The organism is Mesorhizobium sp. (genome assembly GCF_004963255.1).
Lineage (GTDB): Bacteria > Pseudomonadota > Alphaproteobacteria > Rhizobiales > Rhizobiaceae > Mesorhizobium.
Window position 1 is genome coordinate 1 of record NZ_SUGA01000044.1, and the last position, 19,813, is coordinate 19,813.

Below are 19,813 nucleotides of genomic sequence, written 5' to 3' on the forward strand. Positions count from 1 at the left end.
ACCACGAAAACGCAAGTTTCAAGCCATGCCAACGCTATCTTAGCGCATATGCCCTCGTGGGGGAGATTACGCTCGTCACACCCGCCCGATCATCACATGTGTCGCATCGGCGGTCGCCACCTGCCCGGTGCAGCGGTATCCCAGCTTCGGCATGTCTAGCCCGGCGAATAGATGCTCGCCCGAGCCGAGCAGGAGCGGCGAGACTGCCAGATGCATCTCGTCGATGAGCTTCTCCTGCAGATACTGCCGGACGGTCGAGACGCCGCCGCCGACGCGCACGTCCTTGCCGCCGGCGGCCGCCTTCGCCTGTTCGAGGGCTGAGCGGATGCCGTCGCTGACGAAATAGAACGTCGTCCCGCCTTCCATCTCGATCGGCGCGCGCTTGTGATGCGTCAAAATAAAGGTCGGCACGTGGTAGGGCGGGTTGGGGCCCCACCAGCCTTTCCAGTCGTCGTCCGGCCATGGGCCACGGCTCGGCGCGAACATGTTGCGGCCGAGGATCCAGGCGCCGACATTCTCGAAGCTGCGCACCGCAAGATCGTCATCCGTATCGGTCGTTCCGCCTTCCTTGCCGATCATCTGGTAAAACGAGCGGGTCTTAATCATCCACTTGTGCAGATTTTCGCCGCCCACGCCGAGCGGCTTGTCGAGGCTCTGATCGGGACCGGCGCCGTAACCGTCCAGCGACAGGGTGAATGCGTTGACGCGCAGCCTGGACATCATTGGCCTCCTGATCCAGTTGTGATTTGCAAGCGGTCAACCGATAGCTTGACCGCTTGCGAATTGCAAGCGGATAGGCAGCGGCATCGCGACCGGCGGCATGATCCCGGTTTCGGTTTATGGATTTGGCTCGGACGAAGCGGGCGGCCCTGGCGCCGGTTCGTTCGTCCGCGCGTCCCGCTATTCCATCGCCAGGATGAGGTTGCGCACCACGGGGTAGATTTCGCGTTCCCAGCGCTTGCCGTTGAAGACGCCGTAATGGCCGACATTGGCCTGCAGGTGATGCCGCTTCAGATGTGGGCGCAGCGAGCGGCACAGATCATGCGCCGCCGAGGTCTGGCCCAGCGCGCATATGTCGTCGCGTCCGCCCTCGACGGTAAGCAGCGCCGTGTTGCGGATCGCGCCGGGATCGACCTTGCTGCCGCGGAAGGTGAACGCGCCTGTGGCAAGCTCCGCCTTCTGGAACACCCGGTCGATGGTCTCGAGATAGAATTCCTCGGTGAGGTCGAGCACCGCGAAATACTCGTCGTAGAAAGTCTTGATCTTCTCGGCTTCGGCGGTCTCGCCGGCCGCCAGATGCTCATGGAGCTTGCGATGAGCCGTGACGTGACGGTCGCTGTTCATGGCCACGAAGGCGGTGAGCTGCAGGAAGCCCGGATACACCCGCCGCCCGCCGCCAGGGTGGCGGAAGGGCACATGCGAGATGACGTAGCTCTGGAACCAGGCCAGCGACTTGCTGACGGCGAATTCGTTGACCTCGGTCGGGCTTTCGCGCGGGTCGATCGGCCCCGCCATCAGCGTCATCGAGCGCGGCGTCGCCGGATGCTTGTCCTCGGACATGATGGCGACGGCGGCGAGCGCCTGGACGCAGGGCTGGCAGACCGCCAGGATATGCGCTCCCGGGCCGATCGCCTCCAGGAAACGGATGAGGTAGTCGACATAGTCGTCCACGCCGAATCTGCCGGCCGAAAGCGGCACGTCGCGGGCATTGGCCCAGTCGGTGACATAGACCTCGTGGTCGGCGAGCAGCGTCTCCACCGTGCCGCGCAGCAGCGTCGAGAAATGTCCGGACAGGGGCGCGACCACCATGACCTTCGGCTGGCGGGCGTCGATGTCCTTGGCAAAACGCAGTAGCTTGCCGAAGGGCAGGGCGAGCATTGTTTCGACGGCGACCGGCACCTCGCGGTTACCGACCCTGACAGTTCCGATGCCGAAATCCGGGCGCGTATGGGTGAGCCTGAAACGGGCGACCATCTCCAGCCCGGCCGCGATGCGCCGTTTGGCGGCGTCGCCGAGCGCCATCCCGCCCGTCGCCGAGCCCATCAGTTCGGCAAGCATGCGCGCCGGAGCTATGAGGTCGTCCTGGAGCTGGTAGGCCTGGTAAAGCATTGCGCCTCGTTCCGCTGACAGCCCATCGTGCAGCGCAAAAAAGCTAGTGCAATCTATTTTGCATTGCGAGAGGATTGTTGCCGGCGAAAGGCTTGGAGGTTTCACGACATGGCCAAGGCGGGGAAGGCGAAGGCGGCGAAGCCGGAGGGCGCGGCGAAGGCGACGTTGACGATCTCGTCGAAGAACTACTCGTCCTGGTCTCTGCGCGGCTGGCTGCTGTGCCGCATGGCCGGTCTGGAGTTCGAGGAGAAGCGCGTCGACATCGATGATCCGGAGCAGCGGCAGGAATTGCTGCTCTTGTCGCCATCGGTGTTGGTGCCGCGGCTGACGCATGACGGCGTCACCGTATGGGATACGCTGGCCATCGCCGAGTACCTTGCGGAGACGATGCCGCGCGCCGGCCTGCTGCCAGCCGAGCGCGTGGCGCGCGCCCATTGCCGCGCGGTGTCGGGCGAAATGCATTCGGGTTTCCACAATCTGCGCTCGGCATTGCCGATGAACCTCAAGGCGAGGCACAAGAGCTTCAAGATCTTTTCCGGCGCGCGGCCCGACGTGGAGCGGATCAAGGCGATCTGGTCGGAATGCCTGACGACCTATGGTGGGCCGTGGCTGTTCGGGGCATGGCCCACCATGGCCGACGCTATGTATGCTCCGGTCTGCACCCGCTTCCGTACCTACGCGGTTGACCTCGAAGCGCCGCTCGCCGCCTTCTGCGAGACGGTTTTCGCCTGGCCGCTGATGCGGGAATGGACGCAAGGAGCGCTCGCCGAGCCAGACGAGATCGTCGAGCTAGAGGTGGAATTCTGAAGGCTGGCCAGTGGCGCCGCTGCTTGCCGGGTTGGCGGCTTACCCCCGCAACATCTCCGCCACGGTCGGCGCGAAATAGGTCAGCACGCCGTCGCAGCCGGCGCGCTTCAGCGAAAGCAGCGATTCCAGCATCGCCTTCTCGCCGTCGATCCAGCCATTGGCGGCGGCGGCCTTGATCATCGAATATTCGCCCGACACCTGGTAGGCGAAGGTCGGCATCTGGAACTCGTCCTTCAGCCGGCGGATGATGTCGAGATAGGGGAGACCCGGCTTCACCATCAGCATGTCGGCGCCTTCGGCGAGGTCCTGCTCGGCCTCGCGCACCGCCTCGTCGGAATTGGCGTGGTCGATGTAATAGGTCTTCTTGTCGCCCTTGAGCAGGCCGGCGGTGCCGACCGCCTCGCGATAGGGGCCGTAGAAGGCCGAAGCGAACTTCGTCGCATAGGACATGATCGCTACGTCCTGGAAACCGTTGGCGTCGAGCGCGTCGCGGATGGCGCCGATGCGGCCGTCCATCATGTCGGACGGCGCGATGATGTCGGCGCCGGCGGCTGCCTGGATAACGGCCGCGGCCGCGACCTGCTCCACCGTTTCGTCATTGACGATGATGCCGTCGCGCAGGATGCCGTCATGGCCGTGGCTGGTGAACGGGTCGAGCGCGGCATCGGTGATGATGCCGATCTCCGGCACCGCGTCCTTGATGGCGCGCGTGGCGCGGTTGATGACATTGTCCGGGTCGAGGATGTGCGAGCCGGTCTGGTCGCGCAGCGCAAGCTCGACATTGGGGAAGGTGGCGATCGCCGGAATGCCGAGCTTGGCGGCGCGCTCCGCTTCCCTCACAGCGAGATCGATGGAGAGGCGATAGACGTCCGGCATGGCGGCGATCGGCTCGCGTATGTTCTTGCCGTCGATGACGAAGATCGGCCAGATCAGGTCGTTGACCGAAAGCTGGTTCTCCTGCACCAGGCGGCGCGACCAGTCGGCCTTGCGCATGCGCCTGAGCCGCCGGCTGCGGGTGATCTCGTCGACGCTGCGCGCTCCGGCAGGCTTCGCGGGGGTGAATTTGTTCATGGCCGAAACTCTCTTTTGCGCCGGCTTTTACCACGCGTCTTGGTAACTGACCAATGCGACACGATTGTGCCAGGGACGAAGCCCGTGGTTCCTCGCCCCCGCTAAGGCGGGGGAGAGGTGTCGCGAAGCGGACGGAGAGGGGGCCTTCGTAGGGCGGAAAGTCTTCCAATACGAGGGCCTTTGCCGACGGAACCGGCGCTCCCCTCTCCGTCTCGGCTTCGCCGAGCCACCTCTCCCCACTTTCGTGGGGCGAGGAACCTCAGGGCTGCCCGTGCCCTGACAAAATCTGCGCCGCGCCCCTGATCGCGACCCGGAAGGCCTCGTCGAAGCTGACGCCGCGCGCCTGCCAGCGATAGGTCTTGCCGCGATCGGCCAGCCGCCAGTCGGCGATCCAGCCGAGATCGTTGTCGCTCCACACGATGCTGCCGGCGAGCGCCCGGGCCGCTCCCGCTTTCTTCGCCAGCCTGTCGAGCCTTGCGATGTCCGCCTCGGAAAGCGCCTTGTCATCGAGCCCGCCGAGCTGCCCGGCCTTTGGAAAAGTGACGCGCATCAGCAGCGGACCGGCGGCATTGGCGAAGGATTCGCGCATCGCGTTGCCGCGCTGCTCGTCCTGCGTCAGCACGAAATGCCGCGCGCCCTGCTCGGCGGTCATGAAGACGGCGATCGGCGGCCGCTCGCCGGGCCAGGGCCTGCTGCCGAGCTGCGCGAGCAGCTTGTCGACCACAGCCGGCTTGTAGAGGCAGGTCAGATCGTGCGGCCGGTCATGCGTGCCTTGCTCGTCATGGATCGGAATTCCCTCGAGCCGGTCGCGGTAGCGGAAGGACTGGACGAAATCGGCCGCCTTCTCGCGCAGCGCCAGCATCTGCGTCTTCTGCGTCAGCCGCTGATCGCCCGAGACCTTGACCAGCACCTTGTCGAGGCAATCCTTGAAACCGATCTGCCGGTTCACGTCTCCGGTTCCGGTGACGATCGTTTGCGCCTGATAAAGCTCGGCGGACGTCGCGGCGATGACGGGGCGACAGACGAAACAGATGGCGATCATGCCGATCACCATGGCCGCGAGGCGAGAAAATCCGGGCATGACTTGCCGTCCGGTTCACGATGCCCATTTTCTAGCACCGGGCGCGCGCGGTGGCCAAGGCGGATTGCCGGCTAACCGAAGGAGCAGGGCATGGCCTTCATCTGGTTCATTTATGCCGCCTGGCTCATGCTGATCATCTTCCTGACCGTTCAGGCGATCGGCGTGAAGCGGGACACCGAACCGCACCTGCTGCAGAGCTTCGGCTTGATGTTTGCCATCATCGCCGCCTTCCTGCTGCCGAGGCTGCCGATTTTCGGCTTCGTCAATTTCGCACCTGTCAGCACGGTCCTGGGCGGCATCGGCGCCGCGATCACCATCGCGGGCATGGCGCTGCTGGTCTGGGCGCGGCAGACTCTCGGCCGCAACTGGAGTCAAACCGTTTCGGCCAAGCAGGAGCATGAGCTGGTAAGGTCCGGTCCATACAGTCGCCTGCGTCATCCCATGTACACGGGCGGCCTGCTCGCCTGTATCGGCTCGGCTATCGTGGTCGGCGGCCCCTTCGTCTTTCTGTTGATCCTGCTCGGGGCGATTTTCGTCTGGAGGGTCGATGCCGAGGATCGGCTTCTGGCGCGGCAATTTCCCGACGAGTTCCCCGATTATGCGCGCCGCACGAACGCGCTTATCCCGTTCCTCTGGTAGTCTGCCCGCCGCAAGAGGCGCGGCCTGCCCCCGGTACTCGACAATTGACGTTGGCCCGGTCGCCGCTTAGCACTTCACCTCCCGCAGGCGCGGGGGAGGATTCTCTGACGATGGATTTTGGCGGCGGCGACGAGATCCGCTTCGAGCGGTTGGGCAAAGCAGGCGTGGTCACATTGACCCGGCCGAAGGCGCTCAACGCCGTCACGCACAACATGGTCAAGGCGCTCGGCAAGGCGCTCGACGCCTGGGAAGAGGATCCGGGCATCGGCGTCGTTGTCGTCAAGGCCGAGGGCAGGGCGTTTTCCGCCGGCGGCGATATCCTGCACATCTATGAGGCCGGCCGCGCCGGCAAGCCGCCGGTCGACTTCTTCGCCGACGAGTATCGGTTGAACGCCCGCATCGCCCGCTTCAAGAAACCCTATGTCGCGCTGATCGACGGCATCGTCATGGGCGGCGGCGTGGGCATTTCTTTCCATGGCTCGCATCGCGTCCTGACCGAAAACGCGCAGTTCGCCATGCCGGAGGTCGGCATCGGCTTTTTCCCCGATGTCGGCGGCAGCCATTTGCTGCCGGATCTCGGCGGCTCGTTCGGCATGTATTTGGGGCTGACTGGAAACCGCATCCGCTATGGCGACGCGCTGTGGTCCGGGCTCGCCACCCACACCATCAAGGCCGAGGACCAGGCGGGCCTGCTCGACGAGCTGGCGACGAGCGGCGACGCCAATGCGGAGCTGCGCGATTTCTTCGTGCCCGCCAAACGCGAGACCGAGCGGCAGGAGCTGGAGGCGATCGCGCGCCATTTCTCGCAGAGCTCGCTCGCCGGCATCATCGACAGTCTGGAGCGGGCAGGGGCCGACGATGCTTTTGCCGCAAAGACCCTGGCGACGCTCAGGACCCGCTCGCCGACCAGCCTCAACGTTGCCTGGCGCCAGATCAGCACGGGATCGACGCTGTCGATGGACGAATGCATGAAGATGGAGTTCCGCATCCTCAACCGCATGCTTGCCGGCCACGATTTCTACGAAGGCATCCGCGCCGCCATCATCGACAAGGGCTCGACGCCCCAGTGGCGGCCAGCGAGCCTGGACGAGGTCGGTGCCGCCGACATCGACGCCTATTTCGCGCCGCTCGGGGACAAGGAACTCGCCTTGTGAGCGAGGTCACCTCCAGGCGTGTCGTTCTGCAGCCCTCGACCACCGAGGTCATCTTCGCCTGGTTCCAGCGTGTGATCGCCGGCTATTGCCTTCTGTTCGGCATTCTCTACTGGATCCGGCTGATCGGCATTTATCCGGGCGAATTGTGGCGCTTCGACCTGATGCCGGTGCATTGGCAGGTAGCGGCGGCCACGCTTGCCGTCTTTTTCCCCTTCGCCGCGGCGGGGCTTTGGATGCTGGCGTCCTGGGGGCCGGTGATCTGGTTCATCTGCGCGGTGACCGAGACGGTGATGTATGCCGGCTTCCCCGATCTCTTTGGCCACCGCCTATTGATCGTGATCTCGCACGCCTGCGTGGCCTTGCTCTACATCGTCTTTCGCGTCACCATCTGGCTGCAGAAGCGTCAGCTGCGCCAATGAGCATGATGCCGAAAAGTGCGAAGCGGTTTTCGGGCGACATCATGCTCCGCTCATAGAGCCGGCCGAAGACTGGTCTCCGGGGCCATTTTCCGGGCACGTTTTCTCCCGAAATCCATTGGCTAAATCTTTAGGTTAATTGTTCTTGCTCGGGTGACCGATCGTTAAGCGTCTTCCGAAACCTCTTACCGGTAAGCTCTTGTTAGCCCTGGCGTTTAAGTCGAATTTTATGAGTATTCGATAGTGTCGCGATCAAGGTGAAAAACAAAAAATCACCAAGGCGACAAACGAGAGGCAAAGACAATGATCAATTCGCGTCCGGCGGCGAAGACCGCAAACGTATCCGACGATCGCCGCGAGGCTATCCGCTCGCTGTACATGGAATCGCTGCAGCTGGTGGAGCGTCTGCACCGCCGTCTGCTTGACGTGATCAAGGACGAGTTCGACCGCAACGGCCGTTCCGACATCAACGCCATCCAGGCGCTGCTGCTCTTCAACATCGGCAATTCGGAGCTGACCGCCGGCGAGCTGCGCTCGCGCGGCTACTATCTCGGCTCGAACGTCTCCTACAATCTGAAGAAGCTGGTCGACCTCGGCTTCATCAACCACCAGCGCTCGCGCATCGACCGCCGCTCGGTCCGCGTCTCGCTGACGCCGAAGGGCAACGAGGTGGCCGACGTCGTCGCCGGCCTCTATGAGCGCCATGTCGGCTCGATCGAAGCGGTCGGCGGCATCAACACCGACGAGTTCAAGCAGATGAACCGCGCCCTGCAGCGGCTCGACCGCTTCTGGAACGATACGATCGCTTATCGGATGTAAGCGTTTGAGGAACATCGAAGCCGCGCCGAAGAAGCGCGACCAAGGGAAGGAATATGGGGCCGGTGCCGAACGCGCCGGTCCTTTCTTTTTGCAAAGGCGGCATCTACGGTAATTTGACCATCGCTGTGCGCGTTGAAGCTTGTGCCTGACGGGGAGGTGCAGACTTCACGGGGACGCGCTGGCATCCCGCCGATGCAAAAAAGCATCGCCCCCATTTCTTTCACCTTATCGCCACAAGCAAATCGCGGGCCAAGGCCACGTTGCCGCCATAATCGCGGGCGATGCGAAGTGTGGGTGATGCTGCGGGCCTATGCCCTGCGCTCCTTGGAACCCGCGTGGCGGCAGCGCGTTTCTGGCGGCCGGTGAAGCGAGGTCATGGTTGGCGAATTGTTAAGTTTGCCAACCCTAGAGTGCGGACAAAGCCGCCCGGCAAGCGATTGAGCGAGAGCGAACAAACAAGAATGTCTGCCATGAGAACCAGCCGCCGTTTCTTCCTTACCGGAGCCTCCGCGCTCGCCGCCGCCATGGTGGCCGGCCAGGCCAGCGCGCAGGACGTGATCGGGGACATCCTGAAGTCTTCGACGCGCGGCAATTGGGACGACCAGTTCGACGCCCGCGCCAACGACACCAACAAGGTCGCCTCGACGCTGCCGATCTTCAGCCAGCAGACGGTGGCCTTCACCGAGCAGGCCGTGGCGCAGTACCAGAACATCGTCGCCCAGGGCGGCTGGGAACAGGTTCCGGCGACCAAGAAGCTGCAGCTCGGCGTCGACGACCCGGATGTCGTGCCGCTGCGCAAGCGCCTGATGGTTTCGGGCGACCTGCCGCAGAGCGCCGGCATCTCGACGGCCTTCGATTCCTACGTGGACGCCGCGGTCAAGCGCTTCCAGCTCCGCCACGGGCTGCCGGCCGACGGCGCCATGGGCAAATACACCTATACCGCAATGAACGTCCCGGCGCAGATCCGGCTCGGCCAGCTGCAGACGAACTTGCAGCGCCTGAAGGAAAAGGCCGGCACGCTCGGCAGCCGTTATGTGCTGGTCGACATTCCGGCAGCCCAGGTCGAGGCGGTCGAGAACGACCGCGTCGTGCTTCGCCACACCGCGATCGTCGGCAAGATCGACCGCCAGACGCCGATCGTGAACTCCAAGATCAACGAGATCATCGTCAATCCGTACTGGAACGCGCCGGTCTCGATCGTGCGCAAGGACATCATTCCGCTGATGCGGAAGGACCCGAACTACCTCAAGGACAGCCACATCCGCCTGTTCGCGCCGGACGGCAGCGAGGTCGATCCGATGACCATCGACTGGTCGACGGACGATGCCGCGAAATACCGCTTCCGCCAGGATCCGGGCAGCAACAATGCGATGGCCTCGGTCAAGATCAACTTCCCGAGCCCGGACGGCGTCTATATGCACGACACGCCGCAGCAGAGCCTGTTCGGCAAGCTGATGCGCTTCGACTCGTCGGGCTGCGTGCGCGTCCAGAACGTGCGCGACCTCGTCACCTGGATCCTGCGCGACACGCCCGGCTGGGACCGCCAGCATTTCGAGGCGGCGATCAAGACCGGCGAGAACACGCCGATCAACGTCGTCAATCCGGTGCCGGTCCACTTCCTCTATCTGTCGGCCTGGTCGACCGCCCCCGGCGTCGTTCAGTTCCGCGACGACATCTACGCGCTTGACGGCGCCCAAGAGCTGCAGATCAGCTCGGCTCAGTAAGCATCTGCTGTTATTTAAGAAAAAGGCCGTCAATGAGCGGCCTTTTTTCACATCTGCGAAATAACCCTAGATCAGCCGCTGGTTCACCAGCCGCGCCACCGCTTGCGCGCGATTGACGGCGCCGAGCTTGCGCCTGGCATTGTCGACATGGAAGCGCACCGTTGCTTCGGCGATGCCGAGGATGACCGAGATCTCCCAGTCGGTCTTGCCTTCGGCGACAAGCGCCAGGCTGTCGCGCTCCCGCGTCGTGAGCTTGACCGCCGTGGTCGGCGGCGGCGAGGTCAGGCTCATCAGCCTTTCCGTCAGCGCAAGGCCCGCCATGTGGATGGCGAAACGCTCGTCCGGCGCAAAGTCCCGCCTGCGAAAGCCGAGATGCAGCGAGGCGATCACGCCACCCGCGCCGTAAGAAGTGGCGCAGAGCGCGTCGTCGATATTGGCTTCGCTCAGCGCCTCCCAATAAGCGCCGTATTGCGCATCGTCGCGCGGCGCGAAATCGCTGAAGCGGTAGCTCGTGCGGCTCTCGCGGATCGCCCCCAGCAACGGATTGCATTCGAAGCAGACATAGTCGAAGGCCGGGCTGCCCGGCCAACCGCTTGGCGCCAGCCTGGTGATGAAACCGCCAGCCGCCCAATGGCTGGCCGAAGTCAGGATCGCCGCCGGCCGCCGGTAGAGCCTTGTCTGCAAATAGGAGGCGCCGAAATCTTCCATTGCCGCGAAGAAGGCCACGCTGGCGTCTTCCGCCGTAGGCGCCGCATACGCCGCCTCCACATGCGTCATCAATCGTGACAGCATCGCACGCCCCAATATGAACCCACCCGCAACGCAGGGTCGCATGGGCCGTGCCATGCCGCAAGGGCAGGGGCGCTTTGTCTGTCAACCCCGCGCTTTCGAGAGGTTGATGGAGTTGGCCCCTCGCGTATCAGGAAAGACGCGGCGCCAGCCACCCGCGCACTTCCTCCAGAAGGGTGCGGACCCGGCGCCCTCTTCTGCATTTGCCACGCTGATTCCAGGGCCTTGGCGTGGCGGCCGGCCACCCGGTGCCCCTTAGCAGCCTTCCGCTGACGCCGGGTGCCGGCCGGTTTTTTCGAATTTGGCTGGCGCTCCGGATATCGCGAGCCGCCGGATGCGCCCCGATGTCGGGGGACGCTCTCGAGCAAGCGCCGCGGCTGCGGCGAAAGAGCGGGCGTGGGCCATCGGGGCGCATCTTCGGCTTGCTCAGATCTTCTATGGCCGCTTCGAAATCCACATTGCCTCGCGCGGTCGCAAAGGCGCTGCTGGACGGCGCGCGTCCAATTGCCCATGGTCGGCCGAACCGCTGGAATCGCGCCATGGACGTCGCCGTCTTCATCCTCGTCGTGCTCGCCTTCGTCACACTGTCGGGTGCGTTGGTGCGGCTGGTGCACGTGCCGCTCCCGGTACTGCAGATCGCGATCGGCGCCGCCCTTGCCTGGCCTGCGCGAGGCGTTCACATCGAAGTGGATCCGGAGCTTTTTCTCCTGGTTTTCATCCCGCCGCTTCTGTTCGGCGACGCTTTCTCGGCACCGAAGCGTGAGCTGATGGCGCTGCGCGGCCCGATCCTCGACCTTGCGGTCGGACTCGTCTTCTTCACCATCGTCGGTTTCGGCTACGCCTTGCACTGGCTGGTGCCGAGCATCCCGCTGGTTGTCGCCTTCGCTTTGGCCGCCGTGCTGTCGCCGACCGACGCGGTCGCCGTGTCCTCGATCGTCGACCGCAATCTCGTCCCGGCGCGGCTGATGCACATATTGGAAGGCGAGTCGCTGCTCAACGACGCCTCCGGCCTGGTGATGTTCCGTTTCACGGTGGCGGCGACGCTGACCGGGAGCTTTTCGTTTGCCGCGGCTTCCATGAGTTTCCTCCTCGCGGTGGCGATCGGCATCCTGGCCGGCATAGCGGCGCTGTTCATCGCCGCGAAGTCGTTGCAGATGCTCAGCCGCATCACCAGCACGCCGGCCGAAGCGCAGGTGCTGGTCATGGTGCTGCTGCCCTTCGTCGCCTATCTGATCGCCGAGCATTTCGGCGCTTCAGGCATCCTGGCGGCGGTCACGGCCGGGCTTTTGACCGGATATTCCGGCATCGTCCGCCACATGGCGGTTTCGGCCCGCATCCAGACGATCTCGCTCTGGTCGATGCTGATCTTCATGTTCAACGGCTCGCTGTTCATCCTGCTCGGCCTGCAGCTGCCGGACATCATCCGCAAGGTTCCGCCGGAACTGACCACCCGGCATTGGCTGTTCGAGCCGGCCATGACCGTGCTGATCCTGACGCTGTGCCTGATCGGCCTGCGCTTCGTCTGGATCTGGATCGGCGACATCGGCGCCGTGCTTGCCGCGCGGCTCGGCAAGCGCAAGGCCGAACCCTTTGGTTTTCGCGTCAGGCTTGCCGGCTCGATCGCCGGCGTGCGCGGCGCCGTGACGCTGGCCGGCATCCTGTCAGTGCCGCTCACCTTGCAGGACGGCTCGCCGTTCCCGGCCCGCGATCTCGTGATCTTCCTCGCCGCCGGCGTCATCATCTGCTCGCTGGCGATTGCCAGCCTTGCTCTGCCCGCGGTCGCACGCGGTCTCGTCGAGCCGGGCGAGCAACCGGGTGCCGCCGAAGAGCGCAGGGCTCGCGTCGGCGCCGCCAACGCGGCCATCGCCAGAATCGAAGGCCTCGCCGTTGACAGTAACGAAGGCGAGGCGGCTGAGATGAAGCTCGCCATCGCCGAGAGCGTCGCCTCCATCTACCGGCGGCGCATCTCGCTCTCCGACGGCGCCGAGGAAGCCCGCGCCGAGGCCCGCGAATCCGGGCGGATCGAGCTCGGATTCAGACTTGCCGGCATTGAGGCCGAGCGCGCCGAACTGCAGGCGATGTTGCGCCGCGGTGACATCAACGACCACACGGCGCGCAAGCTGTTGACCGAGATCACCTTCTCCGAAGCGGTCCTCAAGGGCCGGGAACCGCAGGATTAGAACCAGGCGGCTTTGTCTTGGCGCAAACCGGCCAGCAAATTTCGCGCCGCAAACGTGGCGGCCCGAAAACAACTGTGTTAATGCGCGGCGACCTCGCAGACCTCCGGCCCCAAGGGAAAGCAAGCCATGTCCAATGCAGCGGCAGCCTCCAGCAAATTCGAATCCTTCTTCGAGACCACGCTTGCCGACGCCGATCCGGAAATCTTCGGCGCCATTCGCAACGAGCTTGGTCGCCAGCGCCATGAGATCGAGCTGATCGCGTCGGAAAACATCGTGTCGCGCGCCGTGCTCGAAGCGCAGGGCTCGATCATGACCAACAAATATGCCGAGGGCTATCCGGGCAAGCGCTACTATGGCGGCTGCCAGTTCGTCGACGTGGCCGAGGAACTGGCCATTGAGCGTGCGAAGAAGCTGTTCGGCTGCAACTTCGCCAATGTCCAGCCGAATTCGGGCAGCCAGATGAACCAGGCCGTGTTCCTGGCGCTGCTCCAGCCCGGCGACACCTTCATGGGGCTCGATCTGAATTCGGGCGGCCATCTCACCCACGGCTCGCCGGTCAACATGAGCGGCAAGTGGTTCAAGGTCGTGTCCTATGGCGTGCGCAAGGATGATCACTTGCTCGACATGGACGCGATCGAGAAGACCGCGCATGAGACCAAGCCGAAGCTGATCCTGGCCGGCGGCACCGCCTATTCGCGCATCTGGGACTGGAAGCGTTTCCGCGAGATCGCCGATTCGATCGGCGCTTATCTGATGGTCGACATGGCCCATATCGCCGGCCTCGTCGCCGGCGGCGTGCACCCGTCGCCGCTGCCCTATGCCCATGTCGTGACCACGACGACGCATAAGTCGCTGCGTGGCCCGCGCGGCGGCATGATCCTGTGCAACGACGAGGAAATCGCCAAGAAGATGAACTCGGCGGTGTTCCCGGGTCTCCAGGGCGGCCCGCTGATGCATGTTATCGCCGCCAAGGCGGTGGCGCTCGGCGAAGCGCTGAAGCCGAACTTCAAGACCTATGCCGAAAGCATCGTCGCCAACGCCAAGGCGCTGGCCTCCAGCCTGCAGGAGACCGGCCTCGACATCGTCTCGGGCGGCACCGACAACCATTTGATGCTGGTCGACCTGCGTCCCAAGAACGCCACCGGCAAGCGCGCGGAGGCGGCGCTCGGCCGCGCCAACATCACCTGCAACAAGAACGGCATTCCGTTCGACCCGGAAAAGCCGTTTGTTACCTCCGGTGTGCGCCTCGGCACGCCGGCCGGCACCACGCGCGGCTTCGGCCAGGCCGAGTTCCGCGAGATCGGCAAGCTGATTGCCGAGGTGCTGGACGGGCTGAAGGTGGCGAATTCCGACGAAGGCAATGCGGCGGTCGAGGCCGCGGTGAAGGCCAAGGTCACGGCGCTGACCGACCGCTTCCCGCTCTACCCCTACCTCGGTTGATCCTTCCGCCGGCTGTCAGCCCTCGGTTGACCGGGCGCCGCGCGTCATCTTTTATCCTCGCGCTTCGCGCCGCTCCCTGATCGGGCGGCGCGGCTTACTGGAGATTTGATGATGCGCACTTTCCACCTTGCCGCCCTGGCCTTGTCCGGCTCGCTGACCGCCTTCGCCCTGTCCGGCGCAATTGCGCAGGAGCAGACGCAGTCCGCCTCCGACATGCCGGCCACCAAAACCTTCGGCAGGTGGACCACCATCATCGACACGCTTGATACCGGGCAGGACGCACACAAGACCTGCGCCGCCTCGACGGCTTTCGTCGATGGCGACGGCAATGCCGGCTCCTTGACGCTCTCGATCTCGACCGGCGACGCGCTGCCGCCGGACGCCTATCCGGCCATCATGTTCATCATCGACAACAAGACGCTGCCGACCGGCGACAAGATCGCCGCGACTTTCGGCGACCCCGGCGTGAAGGTGGCCGCGACCGTAAGCTCCAACGCGGCCGCGGGCGGCCGTCCGAGCTGGATGGTCGACAACCAGGCCAAGACCAGCCTCGCTTTGCTGCGCGCCATGCGCAAGGTTACCTCGCTCGATGTGACCTTCGGCAAGCAGCAGGTCACCAGCATCCCGATGGACGGTTTCACCAAGGCCTATCGCAATCTCGGCACGTCCTGCGGGTTTTCGACCAAGGATGTCGCGCCCTGACACCTGTCGGCCGGCGGGGTAAGCCGCTGGCAATCTTGCTTATGCATCGCTATCTCTGAGGCATAAAAGGCTCTAAGCCTTGCGCCGACAGAATCGCGAACCCAAGGCTCTCCATGCGCTGCCCCTATTGCCAGTCCGAAGATACGCAGGTGAAGGATTCGCGCCCCGCCGAGGATGGCGCGGCGATCCGCAGGCGGCGGGTGTGCCCGGATTGCGGTGGCCGCTTCACCACCTTCGAGCGCGTCCAGCTGCGCGACCTCGTCGTCGTCAAGAAGTCCGGCCGCAAGGTGCCTTTCGATCGCGACAAGCTGCTGCGCTCCGTCGAGATCGCCGTGCGCAAGCGCAATGTCGACCCCGAGCGCATCGACCGCGCCGTCACCGGCATCGTGCGCCAGCTCGAAAGCTCCGGCGAGACCGAGATCGCTTCAGGCGAGGTCGGCCGACTGGTCATGGAGGCGCTGAAGTCGCTGGATGACGTCGCCTATGTTCGCTTCGCCTCGGTCTATCGCAATTTCCGCGAAGCCAAGGATTTTCACGAGCTGCTGGGCGAATTGAAGGGCGACGAGGAAAAGGCCGAAGAGGACGCCGACTGATCATGGCAGGACCGCGACTGGACGAGGCCGCGCAGGCGGCGCTTGATCGCCGCTTCATGGCCGCGGCCATCAGGCTGTCGCGCCGCAATGCCGGCCGCACCTCGACCAATCCTTCCGTCGGCACCATCATCGTGCGCGACGACGGCGCCGGCCCGATGATCGTCGGCACCGGCGTGACCGCCGTGGGTGGGCGCCCGCATGCCGAGACAGAGGCGCTGGCCGAGGCCGGTGAATTGGCCCGAGGCGCCACCGCTTATGTGACATTGGAGCCTTGCGCTCATCACGGCCGCACGCCGCCTTGCGCCAACGCACTGGTCAATGCCGGCGTAGCACGCGTTGTTGGCGCTGCCAGCGATCCCGACCCGCGCGTCTCCGGCAAAGGCTACGCCATACTGCGCGCCGCCGGTGTCGAGGTGGTGGAGAAGGTGCTGGCAGCCGAGGCTGCCGAGCAGATGGCCGGCTATCTCACTCGTTCTCTGAAGAAGCGCCCGGAAGTAACTCTGAAGCTTGCGCTTTCGAGCGACGGCAAGATCGGCCGCAAGGGCGCCGGCCAGGTCGCCATCACCGGCGATATCGCGCGGCGCGATGTCTATCTGATGCGCGCCGAGTCCGACGCCATCCTGGTCGGCATCGGCACCGCGCTCGAGGACGACCCGGCGCTGACCGTGCGCCTGCCAGGACTGGAGAACCGCTCGCCGGCGCGCATCATCCTCGATCGGCAGATCCGGTTGCCGGAGACATCCAAGCTGGTGTCCGGCGTCGACCGCGTCCCGCTCTATGTCGCCTCGTGCCTCGAAGCCGACCCGCACCGGCGCGCCGCGCTCGAACGCGCCGGTGTGCGCTTCATCGGCACCGAAACCCATGACGGCGTCGTCGCCCTGCCGGAATTGCTGGAAGACCTTGCCGCGCTCGGTATGGCAAGCGTTTTGGTCGAAGGCGGCGCCCAGGTGGCCAAGGCCTTCCTCGAGGAAGACCTTGTCGACCGTATCGTCCTGTTCCAGGGACCGGACGCGATTGGCGAAGACGGTATCGCATCGCCGATCGATGCCGACCATATTCCGGCTGGATTTCGCAAACTGCGCGACATGCGCTTCGGCGAGGACAGCTACGCCGAGTGGGTGAGACCATGATCCAAAAAAGTGGAGACCGGTTTTTGGATCAGATCATGGTCAAAACGAAAGAAACTCTCTGATGTTTACGGGAATAGTGACTGACGTTGGCACGGTAGCCGCTGTGAAGCCGCTCGCTGAAGGCGTCGGCCTGCGCATCGACACGGCCTACGATCCGGAGACCATCGCGATTGGCGCCTCGATTTCCTGCGGAGGTGTCTGCCTTACCGTCACGGCGCTCCCCGAACATGGCTCGAACGCGCGCTGGTTCGAGGTGGAGGCCTGGGAGGAAGCGCTCAGGCTGACCACGGCGTCGAGCTGGAAATCCGGCACCCGGATCAATCTCGAACGGGCGCTGAAGATCGGCGACGAACTCGGCGGCCACATCGTCTCCGGCCACGTGGACGGCACCGCCGAGATCGTCGAGCGCAAGGAGGAGGGCGATGCCGTGCGCTTCACGCTGGAGGCGCCGCGCCATCTGGCGAAGTTCATCGCGCCGAAGGGCTCGGTCGCGCTCGACGGCACCTCGCTCACAATCAACAAGGTGGAAGGCACCCGCTTCGATGTGCTTCTCATCCATCACTCGCTGAGCGTCACCACTTGGGGCGAGCGTCAGGCCGGCGACCGCGTCAACATCGAGATCGACACCATGGCGCGCTACGCCGCGCGCCTGGCGGAGGCGGTGAAAGAGGGGCTTTGATGGATCCCGCCGGAGCCGAAGAGAAGGCCGACCGCCGACAGATGACTCTTGACGCGTTGGCGGATGTCGATGCCGGCCGAGTGATCGATCACAGGGAGGTAGAGGCTTGGGTCAAGAACCTCGTAATGCGCGTGGAGACCGTAACGCGCCAGCCTGACTAGGCCACAGAACGTCGCGCCCAGCATCTTCCGCTTGCGATCAACCCCGCTTCGGCCTAAGTCACCGGCAACCCCCCGGAGACTTTTATGGCTGGAACATCCCAACACGGCAAAGCGTTCATTCGCCCGAAGGCGAAGGCGCATCTGCTCATTGTCGAAGCGCGCTTTCACGACGACCTTGCCGATGCTCTGCTCGAAGGCGCGACCGGCGCGCTCGACGAGGCCGGCGCCACCTATGACATCGTCACGGTTCCCGGTTCGCTGGAGATACCGGCCGTCATCACCTTCGCGCTCGACGGCGCGGCCGAAGGCGGCACACATTATGACGGCTTCGTCGCGCTTGGAACCGTCGTCCGCGGCGATACCTACCATTTCGACATCGTCGCCAATGAATCGAGCCGCGCGCTCATGGACCTTTCGGTGCAGGAGGCGATCGCGATCGGCAACGGTATCCTGACCACCGAGAACGACGCGCAGGCATGGGCGCGTGCGCGAAAAACGGAAGGCGACAAGGGAGGCTTTGCCGCGCGCGCGGCGCTGACCATGATAGCGCTGAAAGAGAAATTCGGAGCCCAATCGTGACCGAGCCTGCCTCGACCGGAGCGGTACGCCACGCCAACAAGCGCGGCGCCGCCCGTCTTGCTGCCGTTCAGGCGCTTTATCAGATGGATGTGGCCGGCAGCGGCGTCTTCGAGATCACGGCCGAATACGAGACCTTCCGCCTCGGCAAGGAAGTCGATGGCGCGCTCTACCGCGAGGCCGACGCGCAATGGTTCCGCGCCATCCTGACCGGCGTCGTCGAGAACCAGAAGACCATCGACCCCGTCATCCGCCAGGCGCTGACCGAGGACTGGCCACTGTCGAGGCTGGATTCGACGCTGCGCGCCATCCTGCGCGCCGGCGTCTACGAATTGATGAAGCGCGAAGACGTGCCGGTGGCCGTGATCGTGTCCGAATATGTCGACATCGCAAAAGCTTTTTACGAGGAAGACGAACCCAAGCTGGTGAATGCCGTTCTCGATCGCGTCTCGCGCCGGGTTCGCGGCGAGGGGCGCGGCAAGGACGCTTCGTGACGACCGCAACGGCCGCGGTCGCCGGGACCGGCAGGGAAGGGCGCCGCACAGCCGTCCTGCTTGCCGCCGCGCAGGCGATCGTCGGTTCGGCCGCTCCGATCGCCATTTCGCTCGGCGCGCTGGCCGGGCAATACCTGCTCGGTCCCGACAAGTCTCTCGCCACGGCGCCGATCACCGGCTTCAATCTCGGCGTGGCGCTCGGAGCCTTGCCGGCCGCCGCCATCATCCGCAGCCTCGGCTATCGCGGCGGCTTCATGACCGGCACCGTGGTCACCGCCCTCGGCGGCCTGATCGCGACCCTCGCGCTCTTCCAGGCGAGCTTTTGGCTGTTTGCCTTTGGCCTTTGCGTGATCGGCGTCGGCGGCGCCTTCGTGCAGCAGTTCCGCTTCGCGGCCGCCGACAACGCGCCGCCCCAATTCAAGGCGCGCGCTATCTCCTTTGTGCTGGCGGGCGGCATCGTCACCGCCATCCTCGGGCCGCAGATCGTCATTTACACCCGCGAACTGCTGGCCCCGGTCATGTTCGCGGGATCCTTCGCCTCGATCCTGCCGCTTGCGGCGGTTGGCGCGCTCGTCCTGTCATTCCTGCGGGTTTCCTCTCCGGCAGAAGCCTTCACTGAAACCGCACCAAGCGATGCCCGGCCGCTGGCTGAAATCGTCACCCAGCCGCGTTTCGTCGCAGCACTTTTCTGCACCGTCGGCAGCTACGCGCTGATGAGCTTCGTCATGACCGGCGCGCCGCTCGCCATGGTCGGCTGCGGCCTGTCGGAAGACGATGCGACGCTGGGCATTTCCTGGCACGTCATGGCCATGTTCGGGCCGAGCTTCTTCACCGGCTCGCTGATCCACCGCTTCGGCGCCGAACGCATCCTGGCCACGGGTCTCGTGCTCCTGATCGGCTGCGCCACGGTGGCGCTTTCCGGGCTGCATCTGTGGCAATTCTGGACGGCGCTGATCCTGCTCGGGCTTGGCTGGAACTTCGGCTTCATCGGCGCCACGGCCATGGTCGCGGCCAGCTACCGCCCTTCCGAGAAGAGCAAGGTGCAGGGTTTCCACGACTTCGTCCTGTTCGGCTCCGTCGCCTTCTCCTCGCTCATGTCAGGCGCGATCTACAACGCATGGGGCTGGACGATGCTCAACTGGGTCGTCTTCCCGGTCGTCGCGCTTTGCTTTGTCGCGCTCGGCACGTTGAGGATGGTAGGCTCCCGCGAACGCTGAGGAAGGTGCCGAGGCCGTTCCGGTGACAAGTC

The 19,813-nt window shown here is 64.7% G+C and carries 20 protein-coding genes; 15 read left to right on the forward strand and 5 right to left on the reverse strand.

Features of this window, described 5'->3' with window-relative positions:
* Positions 1 to 75: 75 nt before the first annotated feature.
* Positions 76 to 720 carry a dihydrofolate reductase family protein gene (locus E5X34_RS28875; RefSeq protein WP_292572067.1) on the reverse strand — a complete coding sequence of 215 codons (645 nt, stop codon included), beginning with the start codon at positions 718 to 720 and terminating at the stop codon, positions 76 to 78.
* 180 nt (positions 721 to 900) lie between these two features.
* Complete coding sequence (gene phaZ / locus E5X34_RS28880) at positions 901 to 2,109, reverse strand: polyhydroxyalkanoate depolymerase (RefSeq protein WP_292572070.1); 1,209 nt, start codon at positions 2,107 to 2,109, stop codon at positions 901 to 903.
* Positions 2,110 to 2,217: 108 nt separating this feature from the next.
* Here phaZ and E5X34_RS28885 point away from each other — a divergent pair, with 108 nt between their 5' ends.
* Positions 2,218 to 2,916, forward strand: a complete 699-nt coding sequence (locus tag E5X34_RS28885) for a glutathione S-transferase family protein (protein ID WP_292572073.1) — start codon at positions 2,218 to 2,220, stop codon at positions 2,914 to 2,916.
* Between the two features lie 39 nt (positions 2,917 to 2,955).
* Here E5X34_RS28885 and hemB read toward each other — a convergent pair whose 3' ends face one another.
* Positions 2,956 to 3,987 carry a porphobilinogen synthase gene (gene hemB / locus E5X34_RS28890; RefSeq protein ID WP_292572076.1) on the reverse strand — a complete coding sequence of 344 codons (1,032 nt, stop codon included), beginning with the start codon at positions 3,985 to 3,987 and terminating at the stop codon, positions 2,956 to 2,958.
* Between the two features lie 259 nt (positions 3,988 to 4,246).
* Positions 4,247 to 5,068, reverse strand: coding sequence for a DUF2066 domain-containing protein (locus tag E5X34_RS28895; RefSeq protein ID WP_292572079.1), 822 nt, complete (start codon positions 5,066 to 5,068; stop codon positions 4,247 to 4,249).
* 90 nt (positions 5,069 to 5,158) lie between these two features.
* Between E5X34_RS28895 and E5X34_RS28900 the strand changes: the two genes are divergently transcribed.
* From E5X34_RS28900 to E5X34_RS28920, 5 genes are all read left to right on the forward strand, one after another.
* Complete coding sequence (locus tag E5X34_RS28900) at positions 5,159 to 5,707, forward strand: isoprenylcysteine carboxylmethyltransferase family protein (RefSeq protein ID WP_292572083.1); 549 nt, start codon at positions 5,159 to 5,161, stop codon at positions 5,705 to 5,707.
* Positions 5,708 to 5,817: 110 nt separating this feature from the next.
* Positions 5,818 to 6,861, forward strand: coding sequence for an enoyl-CoA hydratase/isomerase family protein (locus tag E5X34_RS28905; RefSeq protein ID WP_292572086.1), 1,044 nt, complete (start codon positions 5,818 to 5,820; stop codon positions 6,859 to 6,861).
* A complete protein-coding gene (locus tag E5X34_RS28910; protein ID WP_292572088.1) occupies positions 6,858 to 7,280 on the forward strand; it encodes a DUF6163 family protein in 423 nt (140 codons plus the stop codon). The genes E5X34_RS28905 and E5X34_RS28910 overlap by 4 nt, the downstream gene beginning before the upstream one ends.
* 300 nt (positions 7,281 to 7,580) lie before the next feature.
* On the forward strand, positions 7,581 to 8,096 hold the full coding sequence (locus E5X34_RS28915; RefSeq protein WP_040983294.1) for a MarR family winged helix-turn-helix transcriptional regulator: 516 nt from the start codon (positions 7,581 to 7,583) through the stop codon (positions 8,094 to 8,096).
* Positions 8,097 to 8,566: 470 nt separating this feature from the next.
* Positions 8,567 to 9,820 (forward strand): L,D-transpeptidase family protein, encoded by a 1,254-nt coding sequence (locus tag E5X34_RS28920; protein WP_126061143.1) that lies wholly within the window; start codon positions 8,567 to 8,569, stop codon positions 9,818 to 9,820.
* A 66-nt stretch (positions 9,821 to 9,886) separates the two neighbouring features.
* On the opposite strand, the gene E5X34_RS28925 is transcribed toward E5X34_RS28920, so the two are convergent.
* Positions 9,887 to 10,612 carry a LuxR C-terminal-related transcriptional regulator gene (locus E5X34_RS28925; RefSeq protein ID WP_292572092.1) on the reverse strand — a complete coding sequence of 242 codons (726 nt, stop codon included), beginning with the start codon at positions 10,610 to 10,612 and terminating at the stop codon, positions 9,887 to 9,889.
* 536 nt (positions 10,613 to 11,148) lie between these two features.
* On the opposite strand from E5X34_RS28925, the gene E5X34_RS28930 reads away from it, so the two are divergent.
* The 9 genes from E5X34_RS28930 (at position 11,149) to E5X34_RS28970 (ending at position 19,781) form a co-directional block, all read left to right on the forward strand.
* Complete coding sequence (locus E5X34_RS28930; protein ID WP_292572095.1) at positions 11,149 to 12,789, forward strand: Na+/H+ antiporter; 1,641 nt, start codon at positions 11,149 to 11,151, stop codon at positions 12,787 to 12,789.
* A gap of 126 nt (positions 12,790 to 12,915) precedes the next feature.
* On the forward strand, positions 12,916 to 14,229 hold the full coding sequence (glyA, locus tag E5X34_RS28935; protein WP_292572098.1) for a serine hydroxymethyltransferase: 1,314 nt from the start codon (positions 12,916 to 12,918) through the stop codon (positions 14,227 to 14,229).
* A gap of 108 nt (positions 14,230 to 14,337) precedes the next feature.
* Positions 14,338 to 14,931, forward strand: a complete 594-nt coding sequence (locus tag E5X34_RS28940) for a hypothetical protein (RefSeq protein ID WP_292572103.1) — start codon at positions 14,338 to 14,340, stop codon at positions 14,929 to 14,931.
* Positions 14,932 to 15,044: 113 nt separating this feature from the next.
* Positions 15,045 to 15,524, forward strand: coding sequence for a transcriptional regulator NrdR (gene nrdR / locus E5X34_RS28945; RefSeq protein ID WP_127227519.1), 480 nt, complete (start codon positions 15,045 to 15,047; stop codon positions 15,522 to 15,524).
* A gap of 2 nt (positions 15,525 to 15,526) precedes the next feature.
* Positions 15,527 to 16,654 carry a bifunctional diaminohydroxyphosphoribosylaminopyrimidine deaminase/5-amino-6-(5-phosphoribosylamino)uracil reductase RibD gene (ribD, locus tag E5X34_RS28950; protein WP_292572109.1) on the forward strand — a complete coding sequence of 376 codons (1,128 nt, stop codon included), beginning with the start codon at positions 15,527 to 15,529 and terminating at the stop codon, positions 16,652 to 16,654.
* Positions 16,655 to 16,715: 61 nt separating this feature from the next.
* On the forward strand, positions 16,716 to 17,333 hold the full coding sequence (locus E5X34_RS28955) for a riboflavin synthase (RefSeq protein WP_292572112.1): 618 nt from the start codon (positions 16,716 to 16,718) through the stop codon (positions 17,331 to 17,333).
* Positions 17,334 to 17,578: 245 nt separating this feature from the next.
* Positions 17,579 to 18,073, forward strand: a complete 495-nt coding sequence (gene ribH / locus E5X34_RS28960) for a 6,7-dimethyl-8-ribityllumazine synthase (RefSeq protein WP_292572115.1) — start codon at positions 17,579 to 17,581, stop codon at positions 18,071 to 18,073.
* Positions 18,070 to 18,564, forward strand: a complete 495-nt coding sequence (gene nusB, locus E5X34_RS28965; RefSeq protein WP_140785261.1) for a transcription antitermination factor NusB — start codon at positions 18,070 to 18,072, stop codon at positions 18,562 to 18,564. Before ribH ends, nusB begins: the two co-directional genes overlap by 4 nt.
* The gene (locus E5X34_RS28970; protein WP_292572122.1) at positions 18,561 to 19,781 is read left to right on the forward strand and encodes an MFS transporter; all 1,221 of its coding nucleotides are present in this window, start codon (positions 18,561 to 18,563) and stop codon (positions 19,779 to 19,781) included. Before nusB ends, E5X34_RS28970 begins: the two co-directional genes overlap by 4 nt.
* The last annotated feature ends 32 nt before the right edge of the window (positions 19,782 to 19,813 follow it).